General features: G+C 72.0%; 20 protein-coding genes and 2 pseudogenes. 10 read left to right on the top strand and 12 right to left on the bottom strand.

Going from position 1 to position 20,659, the window contains the following annotated elements; translation table 11 throughout:
* The first annotated feature begins 153 nt into the window (after positions 1 to 153).
* Entirely contained in the window at positions 154 to 387 is a 234-nt protein-coding gene (locus tag ACFOX0_RS03550) for a helix-turn-helix domain-containing protein (RefSeq protein WP_377542009.1), read from the top strand.
* Between the two features lie 24 nt (positions 388 to 411).
* Here ACFOX0_RS03550 and ACFOX0_RS03545 read toward each other — a convergent pair whose 3' ends face one another.
* From ACFOX0_RS03545 to ACFOX0_RS03525, 5 genes are all read right to left on the bottom strand, one after another.
* Positions 412 to 1,266 carry a S1C family serine protease gene (locus tag ACFOX0_RS03545; RefSeq protein WP_377542008.1) on the bottom strand — a complete coding sequence of 285 codons (855 nt, stop codon included), beginning with the start codon at positions 1,264 to 1,266 and terminating at the stop codon, positions 412 to 414.
* 11 nt (positions 1,267 to 1,277) lie between these two features.
* A complete protein-coding gene (locus tag ACFOX0_RS03540) occupies positions 1,278 to 2,237 on the bottom strand; it encodes a VWA domain-containing protein (protein WP_377542007.1) in 960 nt (319 codons plus the stop codon).
* Entirely contained in the window at positions 2,234 to 3,211 is a 978-nt protein-coding gene (locus ACFOX0_RS03535; RefSeq protein ID WP_377542006.1) for a DUF58 domain-containing protein, read from the bottom strand. Before ACFOX0_RS03535 ends, ACFOX0_RS03540 begins: the two co-directional genes overlap by 4 nt.
* Positions 3,208 to 4,278 carry an AAA family ATPase gene (locus tag ACFOX0_RS03530; RefSeq protein ID WP_377542005.1) on the bottom strand — a complete coding sequence of 357 codons (1,071 nt, stop codon included), beginning with the start codon at positions 4,276 to 4,278 and terminating at the stop codon, positions 3,208 to 3,210. The genes ACFOX0_RS03535 and ACFOX0_RS03530 overlap by 4 nt, the downstream gene beginning before the upstream one ends.
* A gap of 153 nt (positions 4,279 to 4,431) precedes the next feature.
* On the bottom strand, positions 4,432 to 4,950 hold the full coding sequence (locus ACFOX0_RS03525) for a hypothetical protein (protein ID WP_377542004.1): 519 nt from the start codon (positions 4,948 to 4,950) through the stop codon (positions 4,432 to 4,434).
* Between the two features lie 376 nt (positions 4,951 to 5,326).
* Between ACFOX0_RS03525 and ACFOX0_RS03520 the strand changes: the two genes are divergently transcribed.
* On the top strand, positions 5,327 to 6,343 hold the full coding sequence (locus tag ACFOX0_RS03520) for an endonuclease/exonuclease/phosphatase family protein (RefSeq protein WP_377542003.1): 1,017 nt from the start codon (positions 5,327 to 5,329) through the stop codon (positions 6,341 to 6,343).
* 81 nt (positions 6,344 to 6,424) lie between these two features.
* Positions 6,425 to 6,556: pseudogene (locus ACFOX0_RS03515) on the top strand (helix-turn-helix domain-containing protein); the annotation flags it as partial.
* A gap of 47 nt (positions 6,557 to 6,603) precedes the next feature.
* Here the strand turns inward: ACFOX0_RS03515 and ACFOX0_RS03510 are convergent.
* Both ACFOX0_RS03510 and ACFOX0_RS03505 read right to left on the bottom strand, forming a co-directional pair.
* A complete protein-coding gene (locus tag ACFOX0_RS03510) occupies positions 6,604 to 7,158 on the bottom strand; it encodes a Uma2 family endonuclease (protein ID WP_377542002.1) in 555 nt (184 codons plus the stop codon).
* Positions 7,159 to 7,247: 89 nt separating this feature from the next.
* Positions 7,248 to 8,111: a stomatin gene (locus tag ACFOX0_RS03505; RefSeq protein WP_377542001.1), complete on the bottom strand. Its 864-nt coding sequence runs from the start codon at positions 8,109 to 8,111 to the stop codon at positions 7,248 to 7,250.
* Between the two features lie 202 nt (positions 8,112 to 8,313).
* On the opposite strand from ACFOX0_RS03505, the gene ACFOX0_RS03500 reads away from it, so the two are divergent.
* Genes ACFOX0_RS03500 through ACFOX0_RS03490 form a run of 3 tightly spaced genes read left to right on the top strand, consistent with a single transcriptional unit; the run spans position 8,314 to position 8,998 of the window.
* Complete coding sequence (locus ACFOX0_RS03500) at positions 8,314 to 8,466, top strand: hypothetical protein (RefSeq protein WP_377542000.1); 153 nt, start codon at positions 8,314 to 8,316, stop codon at positions 8,464 to 8,466.
* Positions 8,463 to 8,789, top strand: a complete 327-nt coding sequence (locus ACFOX0_RS03495) for a helix-turn-helix domain-containing protein (protein ID WP_377541999.1) — start codon at positions 8,463 to 8,465, stop codon at positions 8,787 to 8,789. Before ACFOX0_RS03500 ends, ACFOX0_RS03495 begins: the two co-directional genes overlap by 4 nt.
* Positions 8,790 to 8,839: 50 nt before the next feature.
* On the top strand, positions 8,840 to 8,998 hold the full coding sequence (locus tag ACFOX0_RS03490) for a hypothetical protein (protein ID WP_377541998.1): 159 nt from the start codon (positions 8,840 to 8,842) through the stop codon (positions 8,996 to 8,998).
* 82 nt (positions 8,999 to 9,080) lie between these two features.
* On the opposite strand, the gene cimA is transcribed toward ACFOX0_RS03490, so the two are convergent.
* Positions 9,081 to 10,670, bottom strand: coding sequence for a citramalate synthase (gene cimA / locus ACFOX0_RS03485; RefSeq protein WP_377541997.1), 1,590 nt, complete (start codon positions 10,668 to 10,670; stop codon positions 9,081 to 9,083).
* Between the two features lie 556 nt (positions 10,671 to 11,226).
* Between cimA and ACFOX0_RS03480 the strand changes: the two are divergent.
* Positions 11,227 to 11,658: pseudogene (locus ACFOX0_RS03480) on the top strand (PRC-barrel domain containing protein); the annotation flags it as partial.
* Positions 11,659 to 12,026: 368 nt separating this feature from the next.
* Positions 12,027 to 12,791, top strand: coding sequence for a tyrosine-protein phosphatase (locus ACFOX0_RS03475; RefSeq protein ID WP_377541996.1), 765 nt, complete (start codon positions 12,027 to 12,029; stop codon positions 12,789 to 12,791).
* 52 nt (positions 12,792 to 12,843) lie between these two features.
* Here ACFOX0_RS03475 and ACFOX0_RS03470 read toward each other — a convergent pair whose 3' ends face one another.
* The gene (locus tag ACFOX0_RS03470; protein ID WP_377541995.1) at positions 12,844 to 13,938 is read right to left on the bottom strand and encodes a branched-chain amino acid aminotransferase; all 1,095 of its coding nucleotides are present in this window, start codon (positions 13,936 to 13,938) and stop codon (positions 12,844 to 12,846) included.
* 170 nt (positions 13,939 to 14,108) lie between these two features.
* Positions 14,109 to 15,140, bottom strand: a complete 1,032-nt coding sequence (locus ACFOX0_RS03465; protein ID WP_377542510.1) for a 3-isopropylmalate dehydrogenase — start codon at positions 15,138 to 15,140, stop codon at positions 14,109 to 14,111.
* A 181-nt stretch (positions 15,141 to 15,321) separates the two neighbouring features.
* On the opposite strand from ACFOX0_RS03465, the gene ACFOX0_RS03460 reads away from it, so the two are divergent.
* Complete coding sequence (locus tag ACFOX0_RS03460) at positions 15,322 to 16,170, top strand: FAD:protein FMN transferase (RefSeq protein WP_377541993.1); 849 nt, start codon at positions 15,322 to 15,324, stop codon at positions 16,168 to 16,170.
* A gap of 409 nt (positions 16,171 to 16,579) precedes the next feature.
* Here ACFOX0_RS03460 and ACFOX0_RS03455 read toward each other — a convergent pair whose 3' ends face one another.
* Positions 16,580 to 17,683: a citrate/2-methylcitrate synthase gene (locus ACFOX0_RS03455; RefSeq protein WP_377541992.1), complete on the bottom strand. Its 1,104-nt coding sequence runs from the start codon at positions 17,681 to 17,683 to the stop codon at positions 16,580 to 16,582.
* On the opposite strand from ACFOX0_RS03455, the gene ACFOX0_RS03450 reads away from it, so the two are divergent.
* Positions 17,673 to 18,713: a citrate/2-methylcitrate synthase gene (locus tag ACFOX0_RS03450; RefSeq protein ID WP_377541991.1), complete on the top strand. Its 1,041-nt coding sequence runs from the start codon at positions 17,673 to 17,675 to the stop codon at positions 18,711 to 18,713. The two genes, ACFOX0_RS03455 and ACFOX0_RS03450, sit on opposite strands and share 11 nt — an antisense overlap.
* Positions 18,714 to 18,932: 219 nt before the next feature.
* Here ACFOX0_RS03450 and serA read toward each other — a convergent pair whose 3' ends face one another.
* Positions 18,933 to 20,534: a phosphoglycerate dehydrogenase gene (serA, locus tag ACFOX0_RS03445; protein ID WP_377541990.1), complete on the bottom strand. Its 1,602-nt coding sequence runs from the start codon at positions 20,532 to 20,534 to the stop codon at positions 18,933 to 18,935.
* Positions 20,535 to 20,659: the final 125 nt, after the last annotated feature.

Here is a 20,659-nt window from a genome sequence, read left to right as displayed (position 1 = left end):
GCGCCACGCCGCGCTCGAAGCGACAGAATCCCCGGCATTGCTGCTTCGTCCTGCGAGCGAGGCAGCAAAGTCCCCGACGTTGCTGCTTCACTAGCGGCCGGCGGTCATCGGTCGGACGCGAGGGAGTGCGGTCGGGAGGCGTTCGACGCGGCGATGAGGCAGATGCTGGATGAGGCCCGGGGCTGGCGCCTGGCGGACATGCGCAAGCGGCGAGGGCTGACGCAAGACCAGGTTGCCGCCCGGATGGGCATCTCGGTGGCCCGGGTCTCCCAGATCGAGGGTGGGCACGTGTCCACCCAGGAAGTTCTCAACCGTTACGTAGCAGCCCTGGGCGGGACGCTCAAGCTCATCGCCGACTTCGGTGACGAACAGTTGAAGGTGGCGTAGCCCGTCCCGGTGCGTACCCGGGGTTCAGCCGCCCTTGCCGATGATGCCGTCGGCGACCTGCTGAGCCTGTTCGATCGGGATGGCGAAGCCGATCCCGATCGAACCGTTGCCGTCGATGGTGGCGATGGCCGTGTTCACCCCGACCACCTCGCCGCGCGCGTTGACCAGCGGGCCGCCCGAGTTGCCCGGATTGATCGAGGCGTCGGTCTGCACCGCCGTGTGCCGGGCGTTGCCCAGCTTCACCGGCCGGTCCAGGGCGCTGACGATGCCGGCGGTCACCGTGCCGGGCAGGCCCAGCGGCGAACCCACCGCCAGCACCGACTCGCCCACCCGGGTGCCACCGGGCTTCGCCAACTGCAACGGACTCAGGTGGGCGTCCGGTGGCACCTTCAGCACGGCGATGTCGCTGTTCGCGTCCCGGCCGACCACGGTGGCTTCCATCCGCCGGCCGTCCGGGGTCTCCACGGTCACCGCGGAACCGTTGCCACGGGCCACGATGTGGTCGTTGGTGATGATGTGCTGCAGGTCGTCGATGGCGAAGCCGGAGCCGGTGGCCGCGCCGCCGGGCCCGTTCACCAGCACCGACACCACGCCCGGGGTCACCTTGGCGGCGGCGTTGACCAGATCCGGCGGCACCGGGGCGGCGGCCGAGGCGGCCGGGCCGGGGGTGTGGTTCTGCTGGGCGACGTAGCCGCCGGCCAGCCCGCCGGAGACGGTGGACAGGGCGACCACGGCGAGCGCGAACAGCAGCCGTCGGCGCCACCGCCGACCCCGGGAACCGGGATCCGGTACGGGACACCGGACGTTGCCGTGCTGGTCGAGGTCCGGTGAGATGAACCAGGGGCCTCTGGGTTCGCCGAGTCCGGTCTGCACTGCCATCGGTCACTCCTTTAGGGCAGGCGGGAGAACCACACCATCGAGCCGGTCCCGGCGGCCATCGCCAGCAGCAGGGCCAGGCCGATGAACCGGGCCGAGATGTCCTGCTTCTGGATCCGGTAGCCGACCGACGTGCCGATGTCCTCGTACACGTCCTTCAGTTCGCTGCGGGACGCCGCCTCGTGGTAGGCGCCACCGGTCTGCTCGGCGACGGCGTGCAGGGTCTCCCCGTCCACCGGCACCCGGATCGGTCGCCCACCCCGGTCGATGAAGCCGCCGGGCGTACCGAACGAGATGGTGTAGACGGGCACCTTGGCCTTGACCGCGTCGGCTCCCGCCTCCTGCGGGTCGCGGCCGGAGGTGTTGGCGCCGTCGGAGAGCAGCACGATCCGGGCCGGCGGCGGCTGCTGGGCGGCTTGCGCGTCCAGCCCGTGGATCGCCTCCAGACTGGTCTGGATGGCGTCACCGATCGCGGTGCCCTGGACGCCGGTGCTGCCCTCCTCCAACCGCTTGATCCCGTCGTGCAGCGCCTGCCGGTCGGTGCCGGGCGGCACCAGCACGGCGGCGCTGCCGGCGAACGCCACCAGGCCCACGTTGAACTCGTCGGGCAGCAGGTCGACGAAGCGTTGCGCGGCGGACTTGGCGGCGCTGAGCCGGTCCGGTTCGACGTCGCCGGCCAGCATCGAGGTGGAGACGTCCACCGCCACCATCACGGTGGCCCGCTCCCGGGGCACCCGCACGTCGGCGGTGGGCCGGGCGAAGCCGACCACCAGCAACGCCAGCATGGCCAGGAACAGCCCGGCCGGCAGGTGCCGGCGCCAGGCCGGTCGGTGCGGGGCGACCCGGCCGAGCAGCCGCAGGTTGCTGAACCGGACCGCGTACCGGCTGCGCCGGCGTTGCAGGATCAGGTATACGGCGATCAGGCCGGCCACGCCGAGCAGCAGCCAGAGCCGTTCCGGCGACTGCCAGGTCATCGCCGCCCTCCCGGAACGCCCACCGAATGGCCACGGCCGGCGACGGTCAGCCGCCGCTGGGTGTGTACGTGCCGGACGATGTCCGCCGCCCAGTCCCGGTCGGTGCGCAGCGGCAGGTGTGTGGCGCCGGCCCGGCGCAGCGCCCGCCGGACCAGCTCGCGCTGGGCGGCGGCCGCCTCGGCGTACCGGTCCCGCAGCCGCGGGTCGCCGGTGGACACCTCGCGCCGTTCGCCGGTCTCCGGGTCGACCAGGGTGATCACCCCGACGTCCGGGAGTTCCCATTCCCGTGGGTCGCTGATCTCGACGGCCAGCACCTGGTGCCGGACGGCGAGCCGGCGCATCGCCGCCTCCCAGCCGGGCGGCGACACGCCGTCGTCCGGCAGCCCGTCCAGGAAGTCGGAAACGACGACGGCGAGGCCGCGGCGCGGGGTGCCGCGCAGCAACTGGTCGATCGCGTCGGCCAACCCGGGGGTCCGCCCGCCGGGCGCGCCACGCGGCGCGGCGAGCAGCGTCCGCAACAACCCCAGCAGGTACGACCGGCCGGTACGGGCCGGGTGGCGGCGTACCCCGCCGGCGCCGATGACGTACGCGCCGAGCCGGTTGCCGGCACCGGCGGTGAGGAAACCGACGGCGGCGACGGCGGCCACGGCGAGTTCCCGCTTCTCCAGGTCGGCGGTGCCGAAGTCCATGCTCGGGGTGGCGTCGACCAGCAGCCAGGTGGACAGTTCCCGGTCGGCGTCCACCTCGCGCACGTGCGGCAGCTGGGTACGGGCGGTGACCGCCCAGTCCATCCGGCGCACCTCGTCCTCGCCCGGCCGGTACTCCCGGCTGCCGGCGATCTCACTGCCGGAGCCGGGCAGCAGCCCGAGATACTGGCCGTGCAGCAGCCCGTCGAGTCGGCGGCTGACGGTCAGTTCGAGCCGGCGCACCTGCCGCTCGGGGACGAGATCGCGCAGGGTCGGGTCGCCGGTCACGCGACCACCAGGTCGGGTACGGAGGCGTCCTGGGCGGGCGCGATCTGCGGCGGCGGCACCGCCTCGACCAGCCGCCGGACCACCGAGTCCGGCGACACCCCGTCGGCGACGGCGTCGAAGGAGAGCACCAGCCGGTGCGCCATCACGTCCGCCGCGAGATCCCGGATGTCCTCCGGCAACACGTAGTCCCGACCGCGCAGCAGGGCCTGTGCCCGGGCGGCCGACACCAGGCCCAGGGTGGCCCGCGGGCTCGCCCCGTACGCCAGCAGGGGCGCGATGTCGCCGACGCCGAACCGGACCGGGTCGCGGCTGGCGAGCACCAGGCGGACCACGTACTCGGCGAGGGCGTGGTGGACGAAGACCTGGCTGGCCCGGTCCTGCAGGGCGCGCAGCCGGCGTGGGTCGAGCACGGCGCGGGCGGTCGGCCGGTCGGCGCTCATCCGGTAGAGAATGGCCAACTCGTCCACGTCGGACGGGTAGTCGACGGTGATCTTCATGAGGAACCGGTCGCGCTGCGCCTCCGGGAGCTGGTAGACGCCCTCGGACTCGATCGGGTTCTGGGTGGCCAGCACCAGGAACGGGTCCGGCACCCGGTAGCTGCGGCCACCGATCGAGACCTGTCGCTCGGCCATCGCCTCCAGCAGGGCGGACTGCACCTTGGCCGGCGCCCGGTTGATCTCGTCGGCGAGCACCAGGTTCGCCATCACCGGGCCCAGTTCCACGTCGAAGTCCTCCTTCGACGCGCGGTAGATCCGGGTGCCGACGATGTCCGAGGGCACCAGATCCGGGGTGAACTGGATCCGGGCGAAGGTGCCGCCGACCACCGTGGCGAGGGTCTGCGCCGCGAGGGTCTTGGCCACCCCGGGTACGCCCTCCAGCAGGCAGTGTCCGTCCGCGAGCAGGGCGGTGAACAGGCGTTCGACCAGCCGGTCCTGTCCGACGATGACCCGTTTGACCTCGAACAGGGCCTGTTCCAGGTCGGTGGCCGGCGCCCCGGGCCCGGCCGGGGGCGGTTCGGTCTCGGTCGGGTTGGGCGGGCTGGCCAAGGTGTCCGAGATGTCCGTCACGGCGCAACCTTCCCGCCCTGACGGTGAGCAAACATGAGAACTTGTCGGCTTGCCCTCCCGTCGTCGGCCCCCGGTGCCGACGAGGCCCCGAAGACGGCGATCCGCCGTCGGTCCGGGCCGTGGGGCCGGACCGACGACGGACCGGTGCCGTCGTCAGGCGACGACGACGAGATGGAACGCCAGGTCGGAGGCCACTCCGACGGAACTGTACGTCTGCACGAAGACCCCCTTCACGTCGTTGACCCGACCGGTGACGCCGACCTCGCCCGGTGGCGGGACGAACTGGTTGCCGGGCAGGCCGAGCGTCGCGACGTACACCGCAACGCTCACGTCCCGGTCGAATCTGACCTGGTACTGGCCGACCCCGACCCGGACCGCCGAGACCGCGTGGAAGCCCCGGACCAGGGTGCCGTCCCGGTCGACCAGGGCGGACAGGGTCGCCCCCCTGGGCTGCGGGTGGAACGGACGGCGGAGCGTCGGGCCACTCGTCCCGAACTCGGGTGGCTGGAGTTGCAGGGCCTTCTGGGGGGTCAGCGGCGGCGGCGCGGGAGCTCCGGACGCGGGCTGGCTGGTTTCGCTGGCCGAGGCCACGGCGACACCGCCACCCGTCAGCGCGAGCACCAGCACCCCGACCGCCACCGCGACCGACCTGCGACGGAAGAATGTACGCATCAATCAGACCCTCCTTCTGCACCCGATCCGGACGACCAGTCGCCGGAACAATTTTCGGAGTTTTGTTCACACGGTCGGCGAGAAATGCGCCAGGCCAGCCGGAAAGCACGGGAAATTGTGAAGGCCGCGTCGCGGCGAACGGGTGAAGCAGCAGCTCAGGAAGGGTTTCCAACCTGGAGTCGAGGCTGAACATAACACCGGCAAAGAAGCACGTCAACGACAACAAATCGCGGCTCGACCCGCCCACGAAAAGAGACGGTCCGGGCCGAGGGAAGCGTATTGAATTCGTTTTTCGCGCACCGTTTTCCGGAGGCTCGCACGGGACGGACACCGCGCCTACACGAAACCCACACACTTCTCGACTACGTTCACCGACATGAGCGTGGACGTGATCGAGCCGGCGCACGGGACCGCGCCGCCGGCCGGGGGACGGTGGCGCCGGACCGTACCGGCCGTCCTGTGCTGGCTGCTGGTGGCACCCGGTTTCGGCTGGGCGGTGATCCGGATCGGCGGGCTGGAACGGGGCGGCCTGGTGCAGTTGCTGGCCTTCACCCCGTACGTGGCGGGGTGGGCGCTGGTGCCGCTGGTGCTGGCGCTCGCGCTGCGGCGCTGGGCCGCCGCGGGCGTCGCGTTGCTGGCCGCCGCGGCGCTGATCGCGGCGGTGCTGCCGCGGGCGCTGCCGGACGACCAGCCGCCGGCCGGCGGGCCGACCGTGCGGGTGCTCACCGCCAACCTGCTGGTCGGCGGTGCCGACCCGGACGCCCTGGTGGCCCTGGTCCGCGAGCTGCGGGTGGACCTGCTGGCCGTGCAGGAGTTCACCCCGGACGCGCAGGCCGCGCTCGACCGCGCCGGCCTGGCCGGCCTGCTGCCGCACCGGCAGCTCAACCCCATCCCCGGCGTCGCCGGTTCCGGCCTCTACAGCCGCTACCCGCTGAGCGCCGTCGGGATCCGCCAGCACGTCGGCGGCTTCAACTTCACCCAGGCGTACGCGACGGTCGGCGTGCCCGGTGCGCCGCCGGTGCTGGTCGAGTCGGCGCACCCGACGGCGCCGTACGCGTTGTCCGCGCTGGGCGCCTGGCGGGCCGACCTGTACGCCGAGCCGCCCGCCACCCCGGACGGGCCGCTGCGCATCCTGGCCGGCGACTTCAACTCGACGCTGGACCACAAGCCGCTGCGCGACCTGATCGCCACCGGGTACGTCGACGCGGCCGACTCGCTCGGCGCCGGCCTGACCGGCACCTGGGGCCCGTACGACGGGGACCTGATCCCGCCGGTCACCATCGACCACGTGCTGGTCGACCGGCGGATCGCGGTCCGGGCGGTGTCGGTGCACGCACTGCCACGCTCCGACCACCGCCCGGTCTACGCCGAACTGCCCCTGCCCGCCGGCTGAGAGACTAGGTACGCCGAGGCGATTCCCCTTGGCGGAACAACGCCATGAGAACGACCTGAAGGAACGCGCCGAGGAGGAGGCATGAGCAGCTACGTCCGCTGGAAGGACATCCGCAGCGGCCACGTCGAGCGGGCCGGGGGTGAGCAGGCCGTCGAGGCCGGGAAGCAGGAGCTGCTCGCGAGCGTGCCGGCGCTTCGCCGCGTCCGGCGCTCCTGAGCCGCGACGGCGGACCGGAACGCCGCACGCGGCGAAGGTTGTGACTAACGTCGGAGAAGGGCCGCGGGAGCCAGGCGGATCGGGAAGGGGAGATCCGACACGAGCTCCCCACCGCTCTTGGCGATCATGTGCTCGATGTAGTGAGAGCCGTCCAGGCGGTACAGGCGCAGGGTCAGCCCGTCCGGGTCCTGCTCGATCAGCATGTACCACCCGATGCCGGCGGCCGCGTACAGGTGCATCTTCACCAGGCGGTCGGCCGCGGCGTTGCCGGGCGAGACGATCTCCGCGATGAGCAGTACATCGACCGCGTCAATCACGACGCCCTCGTCATCGGTGTCCGCGACAACGACATCCGGAATGACGATTCGACCCGTGCGCAGACGGACGTTGACCGCCTCATACACCCACTGACCCGTCTCGGCGGAAGACGCGTCGAGGGCGTTGGCGAGCCGGCGTGAGAGATGCTGGTGGCGTTTGCTGGGCGCTGGGCTCACCAGCAGGCTCCCATCGATGAGCTCGATCCGGTCGGTTGTCTCGCCGAGAGCCAGATAGTCAGCCTCGCTCCACGGCCCCACATGCTCAAGCACCGCTGCACTCATTCGGACCGCCTCCGCACAGACATCAGCCCCAACCTTCTCACGGACGGCCGTCTCCCGGCATGACCTTCGGCCGGGGATGCGCCCGCTGCCTACTTGCCGGCGCCCATGACGATGCCGGGGTTGAGGCACAGGCCGGGCGACTGGTTGGTCTTCTCGGCGATCTCCAGGCAGCGGGTCACCTTGTCGACCTTGGCGTTGGTCTCGGTCACCTGCTTCTGCAGTTCCGCGTTCTTCCTGTCCTGTTCGAGGTTCCGGGCCTGGGCGAGCTTGTCCTGGAAGACCTTGATGTTCGCCTCGGTCTTGTCGTCGTGGTTGACCCGGATGATGGTCACCGTCAGGATCTCGACGTCCTCCCCCAGCCGGTTCGTGGCGAACTGCTTCACCGAGTCCATGAACGGCTGGAGGTCGACGTTCAGGTTGCCGGTCTTGAGGTCGATCTTCTCCAGCGGGTTGTAGGTCTTGAACGCGTCGTTGAAGGCGCTGTCGAGCTGCACACCGACCCGCTGGTTGCGGAACGCCGTGAAGTCACCCTTGTAGTCCATGAACTGCTCGGGGGCGTTGGCGGCCCGCACCTGCCACTCGACCAGGGCCTCCACGCAGGCGTTGGCCAGGGTGCCGGTCCGAACGTTCACGCACTTGTCCGCGCCGATGTGGTCGTACTTCTGCCGACTGGCGTCCCACTCGCCGACCTTCTTCCAGGGAGCCACCCACTTGAGCCCGCTGCCGGTGACCTCCCCGGTCGGCTTGTTGAACGAGGTCACGATGCCGACGTTGCGTACCGGGACGGTGTTGGCCGAGGCGAAGACCGTCAGCAGCGCCGCCAGCGCCAGCAGGGCGACCGCGGCGGGCCGGGACAGCAGGGTCAGCCCGCGCTGGCGGCTGACCAGCGAGGCGGCCAGGGCGATGACCCCGGCCACTGCGACGACGAGGGCGAGCCAGAACAGAGGTGGCACGGTGTCTCCTCATGTTTCATGTTCATGTGCGGCTCGCATCGTACGGGCGCCGGTCAAGCAGAGATCGATTCGGCCTGCGGTGGGGATCAGAGCCGCGCTGGCTGTAGGTCGCGTGCCGTAGATATGCGTCACCAGCTCCGAGAGCAATGCCAGGACAAGCTCGCCTCAAATATTAGCGATGCTTATACTGCGAACGGTCCGGATGCTCTTCGCGTTCGATCCAATGCGCGAGGCGATCTTCTTGGTGGCGGGAGACAAGGCCGGGCAGTGGAATTCCTGGTATCAGACAGCTGTGCCGTTGGCCGACAGTCGGTTCGAGGAGCACCTGACCAAGCTGAAGGAAGCACAGGCATGAGCACGAGCTGGCGCGACGTCAAGGCCAAGGCGCGAGCGGTCGACCCGACCTGGGACACGGCCGAGCGGATCTCCCGGCGGGCAGCGGTGCGAGAGCGGATGCTCGCCTCGATCAGCGGCGCGCAACTGGCGGACATCCGCAAAGGGCTCGGCATGACCCAGACACAACTGGCGGAAGCGGCCGGACTCTCGCAGGCCAGGATCAGCCAGATCGAGAACGGCGGGGTCACCAACCTCGAGACGCTGCGCGCGTACGTCACCGGGCTTGGGGGGCATCTCGACGTCGTGGCCCGGATCGGCAACATCCAGTTGAACGTCGCCTGACCTGACCGGGCCGACGTGAGCACGACGTCACCCGAGACTCCGACTGGCCCGTGCTCCGCGACGTCCGCGAACTGAAGATGATCGCGGCCGGCGCACCGCTGGCGGCCCATTCAGAAGCAGTCCGCGCAGAATTCACCACCCGAGTTCGGTCCGCGATGGCCGAGGATCACCAGGCCCGTTGGACACCGTTCGCGACGATCGCGCATTGAACGTCGCCCGACAGCTTCATCGGCACACCGCCGGAGGCCGCTCCGCCGCGACCAACACGTCGGAGCGGCCCCACGGTCACGGTCAGAGCTGCGCCGGTTGGGGGGCCAGGCCGTAGGTGAGGGCATCGACCAGGGCGTGCCAGCTCGCCTCGACCACGTTCGGGTGCACGCCCACCGTGGTCCAGTCCCGGCCGCCGCTGCCGGCGGTCTCCACCAGCACCCGGGTCACCGCACCGGTGCCGTGGCTGCCCTCCAGAATGCGCACCTTGTAGTCGGCCAGCTCGAAGTCCCGCAGTTGCGGGTAGTGCCGGGCCAGGCCGACCCGCAGCGCCTCGTCCAGGGCGTTGATCGGGCCGTTGCCCTCGGCGGTGGCGATCACCCGCTCGCCACGTACCCGGATCTTGACGGTGGCCTCGGAGACCACCGCGCCGTCCTCGCGGTGCTCGACCAGCACCCGGTACGACTCCAGCGCGAACGGCAGCGGCAGCGCGGCGTCCGGGAGTTCGGAGCGGACCAGCAGCTCGAACGACGCGTCGGCGGCCTCGAACGACCAGCCGCCGGCCTCCAGTTCCTTGACCCGCTTGGTGACCCGGGACAGTGCCTCCGGATGGCCGGCCAGGTCGAGGCCGAGTTCCCGGCTCTTCAGCTCGATGCTGGCCCGGCCGGCCATCTCGGTCACCAGGATCCGCATGTCGTTGCCCACCACCGACGGGTCGACGTGGTTGTAGAGCACCGGATCCACCTTGATCGCGCTCGCGTGCAACCCCGCCTTGTGGGCGAAGGCGGCGGCCCCGACGTACGCCTGGTGGGTTTCGGGGGCGATGTTGGCGATCTCCGCGATGGCGTGCGAGACGCGCACCATCTGTTCCAGGCAGCCGTCCGGTAGGACCGGCAGCCCGAGCTTGAGTTGCAGGTTGGCCACCACGGCGAACAGGTCGGCGTTGCCGGGCCGTTCGCCGTAGCCGTTGGCGGTGCACTGGAAGTGCCGCACGCCGGCCTCCACCGCGGCGACGGTGTTGGCCACCGCGCAGGAGGTGTCGTTCTGGCAGTGGATGCCGAGCCGGTCGGGCGTCACGCCGAGCCGGTCGACCAGTTCGCCGATGGTCGCGGTCACCCGGGAGGGCAGCATCCCGCCGTTGGTGTCGCACATGACCACCACCTCGGCGCCGGCCTCCAGCGCGGCGCCGACCACCGCCGCGGTGTACGTCGGGTCGTACCGGTAGCCGTCGAAGAAGTGCTCGCAGTCCAGGAAGACCCGCCGTCCCTCGGCCACGAAGTGCGCGACGGTGTCGGCGACCATGGCCAGGTTCTCCTCGCCGGTGGTGCGCAGCGCCCGCTCGACGTGCCGGATGTCGGACTTGGCGACCAGACAGACGGCCGGGGTCTCGGCGTCCAGCAGCGCCCGGACCTGGGGGTCGGCGGCGACGGCGACGCCGGCCTTACGGGTGGCGCCGAAGGCCACCAGTACGGCGTGCCGCAGCTGCAGCTCGGTGCGGGCCCGGCGGAAGAACTCGGTGTCCTTGGGCATCGCCCCGGGCCAGCCGCCCTCGATGAAGCCGACCCCGAAGTCGTCCAGCAGCCGGGCGACGGCCAGCTTGTCGACGACGGAATAGCTGATCCCCTCGCGCTGAGCACCGTCGCGCAGCGTCGTGTCGTAGACCTGGAATGACATCGAGGTTCCTTTCATGCCGCCGGGGCGGCCGAGATCTCGTGGCCACCGGGTGGCCGAGGTCCGCAACGCGAACGACCGGTCCGCCGATCCGTCACCCACCGCCGGGAGCCGGACAAACAAAAGACCCCCCGCGATGCGGGAGGTCTGCGCGCTCGGCGGGCGGAGGGCCGGGCGCGCTAGCTGCCAATAATGAGTACGCGGTGGGTCACGATCGGTACTCTGCCACGCCCTACCGCTGTGCGGGACAGAAATCCACATTCCGGGACGCGAGCAGGACGTCCACTCGGGCCGGGCCGGACGGCGGGGCACGGACGGGTCGAGTTGGTATGGAAACCGGGCGCCTGGGTACGTCTTTGCTGAACAGCAAGCAATGGACCCGCTGGACGGCAGGCGACCCATAAGGAAGTGAGCGCCCATGGACAGGCTCGACCCGCAGCACGAGAACGCGCAGCACGGCCACTCGGGGCACACCCCGGAGAGCATCACCGACCCGACCATCTCCGGTAACCCCACCACCGAGCCGGCGGTCGTCGGCGACTCGACCCACCACCGCGCACTGTCCGGCGACCCCGCCGCTGACCAGCCGGTGCACGGCGACCCGCTGGTCGGCCATGGCACGTCCGAGGGCGGCTACCCGTCCGGCGGGACGGCCGGGTTCCAGGCGTGGAACTTCCGGGACGAGGCCACGGCCACCGGCGCCGAGCTGGTCGGCTACAAGGTCGAGGCCACCGACGGTTCGATCGGCAAGATCGACAGCGACAGCCGCGAGGTCGGCAGCAGCTACCTGGTGGTCGACACCGGACCGTGGATCTTCGGTCGAAAGGTCATGCTGCCCGCCGGCGTGATCGACCGGGTGGACCACGACGAGGAGAGGGTGTACGTCGACCGGACCAAGGACCAGATCAAGGCCGCTCCGGAGTTCGACGAGACCAGCCACAGCGACCCGGCGTACCGGGACCGGCTCGGCGGCTACTACGGCGACACCTACGGCCAGGGCTCGACCAGCTACGGCAGCAGCGGCACGGCCGTGCCGGGACAGTCGCAGCCGGCCCACGGGACCACCGAGTACCGGGACGGGGTGCCCCAGCCCGGGGACCCTACCGTGGGCCGCGGCGAGTCGCTCACTCCTGGCGACACGTACGGCCAGCCCGGTTCCCCGATCCCCCCGCCCCGTATGTGACCCTGTCCCCACCCAACTGAACCTTTTTCAACCTCCCCTTGCGGACCGTCCTCAGCCGCTTGCGCGCCGCGCGGTCCAGGTTGAAAACGGTTCACTGAGCGTGGCGCCGGTCGGACCAGGTTTCCCCTGCTGGTCCGTCCGGCGCCACGAACGTGTCCGGACATCGATGATCGGCTTTGGCTGCGGCGGGCCGCTACCCTGTCCGGGTGGACACGACGGCGGACCGCAGCCTCCCCTTCTCGGCCCTGTTCAACTTCCGCGACGTCGGCGGCTATCCCGGCCTCGACGGTCGGCGGGTGCGGTGGCGGCGGTTGTACCGGTCGGACTCGTTGCACCGGGTCGACGAGGACCGGGACGCGTTCGCCGCGCTGGGCATCCGTACCGTCATCGACCTGCGCCGGCCGACGGAGGTCGACCGGGACGGCCGGGTGCCCGCCTACGACGGGCTGGCCTACCGGCACATCCACCCCGAGCACGCGCAGTGGGAGGACACCCCGTACGACGAGGGGTCGAGCCTGGCCCACTACCTCGCCGACCGCTACCTGGACATGGCCGAGACCGGGTACGCCGGGATCGCGCGGGCGGTGGGCATCATCGCCGACCCCGAGCGCGCGCCGGTGGTGGTGCACTGCGTGGCCGGCAAGGACCGCACCGGCATCGTCTGCGGCCTGACCCTGTCCCTGCTCGGCGTCGACGACATCGACATCGCCGACGACTACGCGCGCAGCACCGCCGCGTCGGAACGGTTCAGCGCCTGGCTGCGGGACAACCTGCCGGACAGCGTCCCGCCCCCGCAGCCGTTCCTGGCCTCGCCGGCCGAGGCGATGACGCTGTTCCTCGCCGGCCTGCGCCGGCGGCACGGCTCGGTCGAGAGCTACCTGCTCGACGCGGGCCTGACCCGGCAACAGCTCACCGACCTGCGGACCCACCTGCTGGACTGAGCCGGACGCCACCGGCCCGCGCCGGGTGGCGCGGGCCGGTCGAGTGGTCGGGTCAGGCGATCCGGTGCACCCAGCCGTGGGTGTCCTCGGTCCGGCCGCGCTGGATGTCCACCAGGGTCTGCCGCAGGCCCATCGTGACGCTGCCGGGTTCGCCGCCGGCGATGGCGAACTCGCCGCCGGGGTGGCGCACCGTACCGATCGGGGTGATCACCGCGGCGGTACCGCAGGCGAAGACCTCGCGCAGCCGACCGCTCGCCGCGTCGGCCCGCCACTCGTCGAAGCCGACCTGGCGCTCGACCACCTGGTGGCCGGCCTCCCTCGCCAGGGTCAGCACGGATTCGCGGGTGATGCCGGGCAGGATCGTGCCGAGCGTCGGGGTGGCCAGGGTGCCGTCGTCGTAGACGAAGAAGATGTTCATCCCGCTCATCTCGTCGACGTACCGGCGCTCCACCGCGTCGAGGAAGATCACGTCGTCGCAGTCGTTCTCGGCCGCCTGCGCCTTGGCGATCAGCGAGCTGGCGTAGTTGCCGCCGCACTTGGCCGCCCCGGTGCCACCGGGCGCAGCCCGGGTGTAGGTCGGCGAGGCCCAGACGGTGAGCGGCTTGACCCCGCTGGAGAAGTACGACTCCACCGGCGAGGCGATCACCACGTAGAGGTACTCGTTGGCGGGCCGCACCCCGAGGAACACCTCGCTGCCGAACATGAACGGCCGCAGGTAGAGGCTGCCGCCCTCGCCGGACGGGATCCAGGCCCGGTCGATGTCGATCAGGTGGTGCAGCGAGTCGAGGAAGACCTGCTCCGGCAGCGGCGCCATGGCCATCCGCTGTGCCGAGTCGGCGAACCGCGCCGCGTTGGCGTCGGGGCGGAACATGGTGATCCCACCGTCCACCGCCTGGTACGCCTTCAGCCCCTCGAAGATTTCCTGCGCGTAGTGCAGCACCGCGGTTGCCGGGTCCATCGGGATCGGGCCGCGGGCCTCGACCCGGGCGTCGTACCAGCCCTTGCCCTCGGCGTAGCGGATGGTCACCATGTGGTCGGTGAACACCCGGCCGAAGCCCGGATTGGCCATCAGGGCGGCCCGTTCGGCGGCGGCTACCGGCTGAGGATTCGGACGAATCTCGAAGTCGAGCTTGTCACCACCGCTCATTGCGCTGACCTCCCTGAGGGAAACCGGCATGCGTCACCGGCACACCGGACGGACTGGTGCCTGAAACTTACCCCGAACGCTCGTTCAGCGGCAGCCTCCGGTCGACGGAATGACATCCGTCGATTGACCCACCCGCACCGCCGGGACCGCGCGGATCGACCGGGACGGGCTCAGCCCGCCGCGGCCGCCGCGAGCCGGTCGCCCACCTCGGCGGTACGCAGTGCCGCGCCGGGCGTACGACCGGCGAGCTCGGCCGCGACGGCCCGGGACACCCGCTCGGCCGCCTCGGGGTGCCCGAGGTGGTCCAGCAGCAGCGCCGCCGAGAGTACGGCGGCGGCCGGGTCGGCCACGCCCTGGCCGGCGATGTCCGGCGCCGAACCGTGTACCGGCTCGAACATCGACGGATAAGTCCGCTCCGGGTTGATGCACCCGCTGGCGGCCAGCCCGATGCCCCCGGTCACGGCCGCGGCGATGTCGGTGAGGATGTCGCCGAACAGGTTGTCGGTGACCACCACGTCGTACCGCTGGGGGCGGGTGACCAGGAACATCGCCGCCGCGTCGACGTGCTGGTACTCCGTCTCCACGTCCGGGTGCTCGGCCGCGACCGCCTCGAAGGCCCGCCGCCACAGCGAACCGGCGTGGGTCAGCACGTTGGTCTTGTGCACCAGGGTCACCTTGCGCCGCTCGCGGCGGCCGGCCCGGGCGAACGCGTCGCGGATCACCCGCTCGACGCCGTGCCGGGTGTTCAGGCTCTCCTCGGTGGCCACCTCGGCGGGCGTGTCGCGGTGCAGGGCGCCGCCCGCGCCGGTGTAGAGCCCCTCGGTGCCCTCGCGGACCACCACGAGGTCGATCTCGCCGGGCTTGAGGCCGGCGAGCGGGCTGGTCGTGCCGGGCCAGAGCCGGGAGGGACGGAGGTTGACGTACTGGTCGAAGGCGAACCGCAGCTTGAGCAGCAGGCCACGCTCCAGCACGCCCGGCGGGACGGTGGGGTCGCCCACCGCGCCGAGCAGGATCGCGTCGTGCCCGGCCAACTCGGCGAGCACCTGGTCGGGCAGCACCTCGCCGGTCCGGTGGTAGCGGGCCGCTCCCAGGTCGTAGTCGGTGGTCTCCACGCCGGGCAGCACGGCGTCGATCACCTTGCGCGCCTGGGAGATCACTTCGGGACCGATGCCGTCGCCGGCCACCACCGCGATCCGCGCCACCGCCACGTCGTCTCCCTCGCCGCCGTTCACCGTCCCGACACCGTAGCCGGCCCTCCCGAAGAACGGTACGCGCCTCCCATCATCTGGACGACGGTTCGGTGTACAGGAGTTTCACAGCGGCACTCCACCCTCCGGTCATGTTCGCCGCCTACGGTGGGACCGTTGCCAGAGGGGGCGAGCGATGCTGATCCAGCGAGCCAGGACCGGTCTGCGGGAAGCACCGGCGAACGACCGGCCCGACCTGCGGCTGGGTGCCGGCACCGGTGGCCGCCCCGCCGAGAGCCTGATCCCGCTGCCGAACTCGGCCGACCGGATCGTGGCCCGGCACAGCCTGCAGACCTCGACCGCCCAGTACCTGCTGGTCCTGAACGCCCCGGCCGACCTGGGCCGACGCGGCACCGGCGAGGCGATCGCCGACGCGGTCGCCGAACTGCGGGCCATCGACGTCACCTACAGCCCGCTGCACCCGGACAGCCTGGTGTCCCGGCTGCGCCGGGGCGAGATCTCCGCCGACTCCTATCCCCCGCTGGCCGACATCGTGGCCCGCTGCGCCGCGATGCGGGCGGCCACCGACGGGTGGTTCGACGCCTGGGCGGTGCCCGGCGGTTTCGACCCGGGCGGACTGCTGGGTGGCTGGGCCGTCGAGCGGGCCGCCAGCCGGCTGCGGGCCGCCGGGGTCCAGGACTACGCCGTGGTCAGCGGCGCGGATCTGGTAGTCCGGGGGCACGCGCCGCACGGGGGCCCGTGGCGGGTCGCCGTCCACCACCCGACCGGCGGCCGGCGCTCGCCGATGCTGCTGGAGATGACCGCCGGCGCCGTGGGCACCTCGGGCGTGGCCGGCCGGCGGAATCATGTGGTCGACCCGCACACCGGCGAGCCGGTGGCCCGGCTGTCGGCCGCGACGGTGGCCGGGCCGGATCTGGCCGTCGCCGACGGTTACGCGACCGCCCTGTTCGCCGCGGGGCCGGCCGGACTGGACTGGTTTCCCACCGCGGACGGCTACCGGGCACTGTTCGCCGGCCCCCGCTGACCGCTCATCTCCGACACCGGCGGCGGTCCCGACAACCGGTGTCGGGGCGGCCCGGCAACCGGCGGCGGACCCGGCGGGACCGCGATCGACCCCCACGGTCTCGGCAACGAACGTGAGGGTCGATCAGCGACCAGTGCGCGTGGCTCGCGCACTCGGTGGCTCCCGGGTTGCGCCTCGACGCGGCGCACCGTCACCCGAAGACGAGTTCCGCGCCGGAGAACTCACCGGGTAACCTTGTCGATACGCTATCGAATCGACGCAACTCTACGCAAGAGATACCGGGTTTCGCGTGTCGCGTGGCGTCCATTCCGCACACCCGCCGACGGCCGCCGGGCCGGTGCGCCGCCCTCGCCGGTGCGGCGGGCCACCGGTCCCGCCCCCGGTCCTCCCGAATGGACGTTCGGGCAGGTCACGAGCCCGGCGACGGCCGATCACCGGTGTAGGTGCCGTGGAACCGGAACCGCAGGCCCGGTTCCCGGTATTCCTCCATCGCGTGCGCGAGCCAGCCGGCGGTCCGGGCCACGGCGAAGATGCCCTCGCCGGCGTCCGGCGTCATCCCGCAACTGTGCACCAGCGCGGCCAGGGCGAACTCCACCGTGGGCTGTCGGGGTGACCGACGGGTGGCGGCATCGAGCAGCCCGTCGATCGCCGCCCGGACCTCGGCGGCGGCCGGTACCGCGTCGAGCATCGCCAGCAGGGTCCGGGCGCGGACGTCACCGTCGGGGTAGAGCGGGTGCGCGGGTTGGGCGAATCCGTCCACCCGCCCGTCGGTGCGCAGCGCCTCCGAGTAGACGCCGACCGGGTCGCCGCTGACGATGGCGGCACCGAGCAACCGGTACGCGTGGCTGGCCGCGGCACCGTGCAACGGCCCCTCGAAGGCGCTGAGGCCGGCGGCCACCACCGCGTACGGATGGGCCCGGGTGGAGGCGGCCACCCGGGCGGCCACCGTGGACGCCGCGAGATCGTGGTCGGCGAGCAGCACGAGAGCGGCGTTGAGCACGGCCACGGCCGGGGGCGTCGGCGACTCGGCGGTGAGCCGGGGCCACAGCCGGGTGGCCAACCCGCCGACCAGAGAGGGCGTGTCGGTGTCGGGCGGAGCACCAGCGGCCCGGCGGACGCCGGTGCGCGTTCGGCCATGCCCTGCGGTCCAGGACCGTGCGGTTGCCGGCTCCACCGGCGGTAGGGCGTCGACCAGTGCCGCCAGTAGCGCACCGCCGGTGGCGGCGACCGCGTCCGGTTCGGTGTTGAACCGCATCGGGTCGGTCGACGCGACGACGCCGGCGATCACCCGGAGTCGATCGGTGACGCGCGTCGCGTCGGGCAGCGCCGCGAGGGCGGTCCGGGCCTGCTCGACCGCCTCGGGCGGGGCGGTGAACCGGAGGTCCGGCCGCCACTGGCCCACCCACAGCCAGTGCGCGACCGTTTCGAAGCTCGCCGACCGGGCCAACTCGGTGGCGTCCCGGCCACGGTAGTGGAGGCCGTCCCGGATCAGCGTCACCGCAGTGCGGATCACCGGGTCGGCGGCCCGGGGGGCCCGACGGCCGGCTCCCCGGGAGGCCAGCCGCTCCACCTCCGCCGGGTCGAACCAACTCCCCCGACCGTCGCCGATCGCCCCGCTGCGCCGGATCCCGGACGCCGTACGCTCGCTGCTCGGGCCGATCGCCCGGGCCGGCGCCCGGCCGGCGCCGCTGGAAGGGCTGCGGACCGCCCTGACGCTGGCCGGGGCGGCCCGGGGCGTACGCCCGGTGCTGGACCTCACCCCCGAGGCTCGCCGGGCCGACGCGCTGTTCGCCTGCGCGCTGACCCCCACTCTGCTCACCGCCCTGCACCGGCTGCGCACCGGCCGGGAACCGGTCGAGCCGCGCGAGGACCTGTCGTACGCCGCGAACTACCTCTACATGCTGACCGGCGAGGAACCCCGGCCGGCGCACGCCCGCGCCGTCGAGCAGTATCTGATCTCGACGATCGACCACGGCTTCAACGCCTCGACGTTCACCGCCCGGGTGATCGCCTCCACCGGCGCCGACCTGGTCGGCGCCGTCTGCGGTGCGCTCAGCTCGCTGTCCGGACCGCTGCACGGCGGCGCGCCCAGCCGGGCCCTGGACACGCTGGACGCGATCGGCACACCGGACCGGATCGACGGGTGGATCCGCGAGCGGGTGCTGGCCGGCGACCGCATCATGGGGTTCGGCCACCCGGTCTACCGCACCGAGGACCCGCGCTCGGTGCTGCTGCGCGACATCGCCCGGTCGCTGGGCGGGGACCTGGTCGACTTCGCCGTCCAGGTCGAGCGCCGGGTGGTGGAACTGCTCGCCGAACTCAAGCCGGGCCGGGAACTGCACACCAATGTGGAGTTCTACGCCGGCGTGGTGATGGAGCTGTGCGGCCTGCCCCGCGAGATGTTCACCCCGACCTTCGCGTCCAGCCGGGTGATCGGCTGGTGCGCGAACATCCTGGAGCAGGCTGCCGACAGCAAGATCATCCGCCCGGCGGCGCGCTACGTCGGCCCGGTTCCGCCGCAACCGGTCCCCGCCCTGGCCTGACGGGATGCGGAAACGGGCTCCCGGTGCGGCAGACAGCGCCGAGCGGGAGCCCGTCCCCGGGTCCGGCCGAGATTGTCGCGGACCCGCCGCCGGGGTCGCCGCTGCGGCGGTACCGCGACTTCCCCATCACCAGCCCTACGGCATCCTAGGACAGTAGGGTTCCGGACGCGCGGGCCCCCGCCACCCGGCCAGCGGGCGACGGGGTCCCCGATTCGTCGCTCAGTACTCGTCGCGCAGGTCCACCGCGCTGGCCGCGACCGCGCCGATCGAACCGGCGGCCGAGTCGAGCAGGTCGACCGCCACCGCCGAGTCCACGGTCAGGGTCATCAGCGCCTCGCCGCCGGCCTCCCGCCGGGCCACCTGCATCGCGGCGATGTTGACCCCGGACTCGCCCAGGATCGACCCCACGGCGCCGACCACGCCCGGCCGGTCCGCGTACCGGAGGAACAGCAGCACGCCCTCGGCGCCGAGCTCCAGGTCGAAGCCGTCCACCTCGGTCAGCTTGACGACGTCGCGGGCTCCACCGGCCACCACCGTGCCGGAGACGCTGACCGTCCGGCCGTCCGGCAGCGCGCCGCGGACCGTCACCAGGGTGGGCTGCTCGACGGTGTCGGCCAGCACGGCCAGCGCCAGCTCGACCCCCCGGTCGGCGGCCAGGTGCGGTGCGTTCACGTAGGTCACCTGCTCCTCGACCACCGAGGTGAACAGGCCCTTGGTCGCGGCGAGCTTCAGCACCGACACCTCGTTCGCGACGATCTCGCCGCGGACCTCGACGGTCACGCTGGCGGCGACCCCACCCGCCACCGCGGTGAACACCTTGCCGAGCTTCTCGGCCAGCGGCAGCAACGGCCGCACGTCCTCGGCGACGACCCCGCCGGCCTGTACGTTGACCGCGTCCGGGACGAACTCGCCCTGCAACGCCAGCTTGACGCTCTTGGCCACGGCCAGACCCGCCTTGTCCTGCGCCTCGGCGGTGGAGGCGCCCAGGTGCGGGGTGGCCACCACGTTGTCGAACGCGAACAGCGGCGAGGCGGTGCACGGCTCCTTGGCGTAGACGTCGACCCCGGCGCCGGCGACCCGGCCCTCGGCGATCGCGTCGGCCAGCGCCTGCTCGTCGACCAGGCCGCCGCGGGCGGCGTTGACGATCCGCACCTCCGGCTTGACCAGGGCCAGTTCCTTCGCCCCGATCAGGCCCACCGTCTCCGGGGTCTTGGGCAGGTGGATCGAGATGAAGTCACTCTCTCGCAGCAGCTCGTCCAGGCCGACCAGGCGGACCCCGAGCTGCGCCGCGCGGGCCGGCTGGATGTACGGGTCGTAGGCGATCAGCCGGGTGCCGAAGGCGGCGATCCGCTGGGCGAACAGCACCCCGATGCGGCCGAGGCCGACCACGCCGACGGTCTTGCCCTGGATCTCCACGCCGGTGTACTTGGACCGCTTCCACTCCCCGGCCTTCAGCGCGGCGCTGGCGCTGGCCGTGTTGCGGGCCACCGCGAGCAGCAGCGCGACCGCCTGCTCGGCGGCCGAGACGATGTTGGAGGTCGGCGCGTTGACCACCATCACGCCGCGAGCGGTGGCGGCGGGCACCTCGACGTTGTCCAGACCCACGCCGGCCCGGGCGACCACCTTGAGGCGGGGTGCCGCGGCCACCGCCTCGGCGTCGATCTGGGTGGCGCTGCGCACGATGACGGCGTCGGCCTCGGCGAGCGCGGCGAGCAGCGCCGGCCGGTCGGTGCCGTCGACGTGTCGTACGTCGAAGTCGTGCGCCAGTACCTCGATGGCGGCGGGAGCGAGTTCTTCGGCGATCAGTACGACAGGAGTCATTGGTCCTCGTAGATGTCGTCAGAAAGGTTCTCGGGCGGCGGAGCGCCGCTCTGCGCCCCTTGGTGATCCATGCCACTCGGCGGTCGACTCCGGCCGGCGCGCCTATCCGCGATCGTAGGCCGCCG

This window comes from Micromonospora zhanjiangensis (genome assembly GCF_042650605.1).
Lineage (GTDB): Bacteria > Actinomycetota > Actinomycetes > Mycobacteriales > Micromonosporaceae > Micromonospora_J > Micromonospora_J zhanjiangensis.
This window is presented reverse-complemented; position numbering and strand designations above follow the sequence as displayed.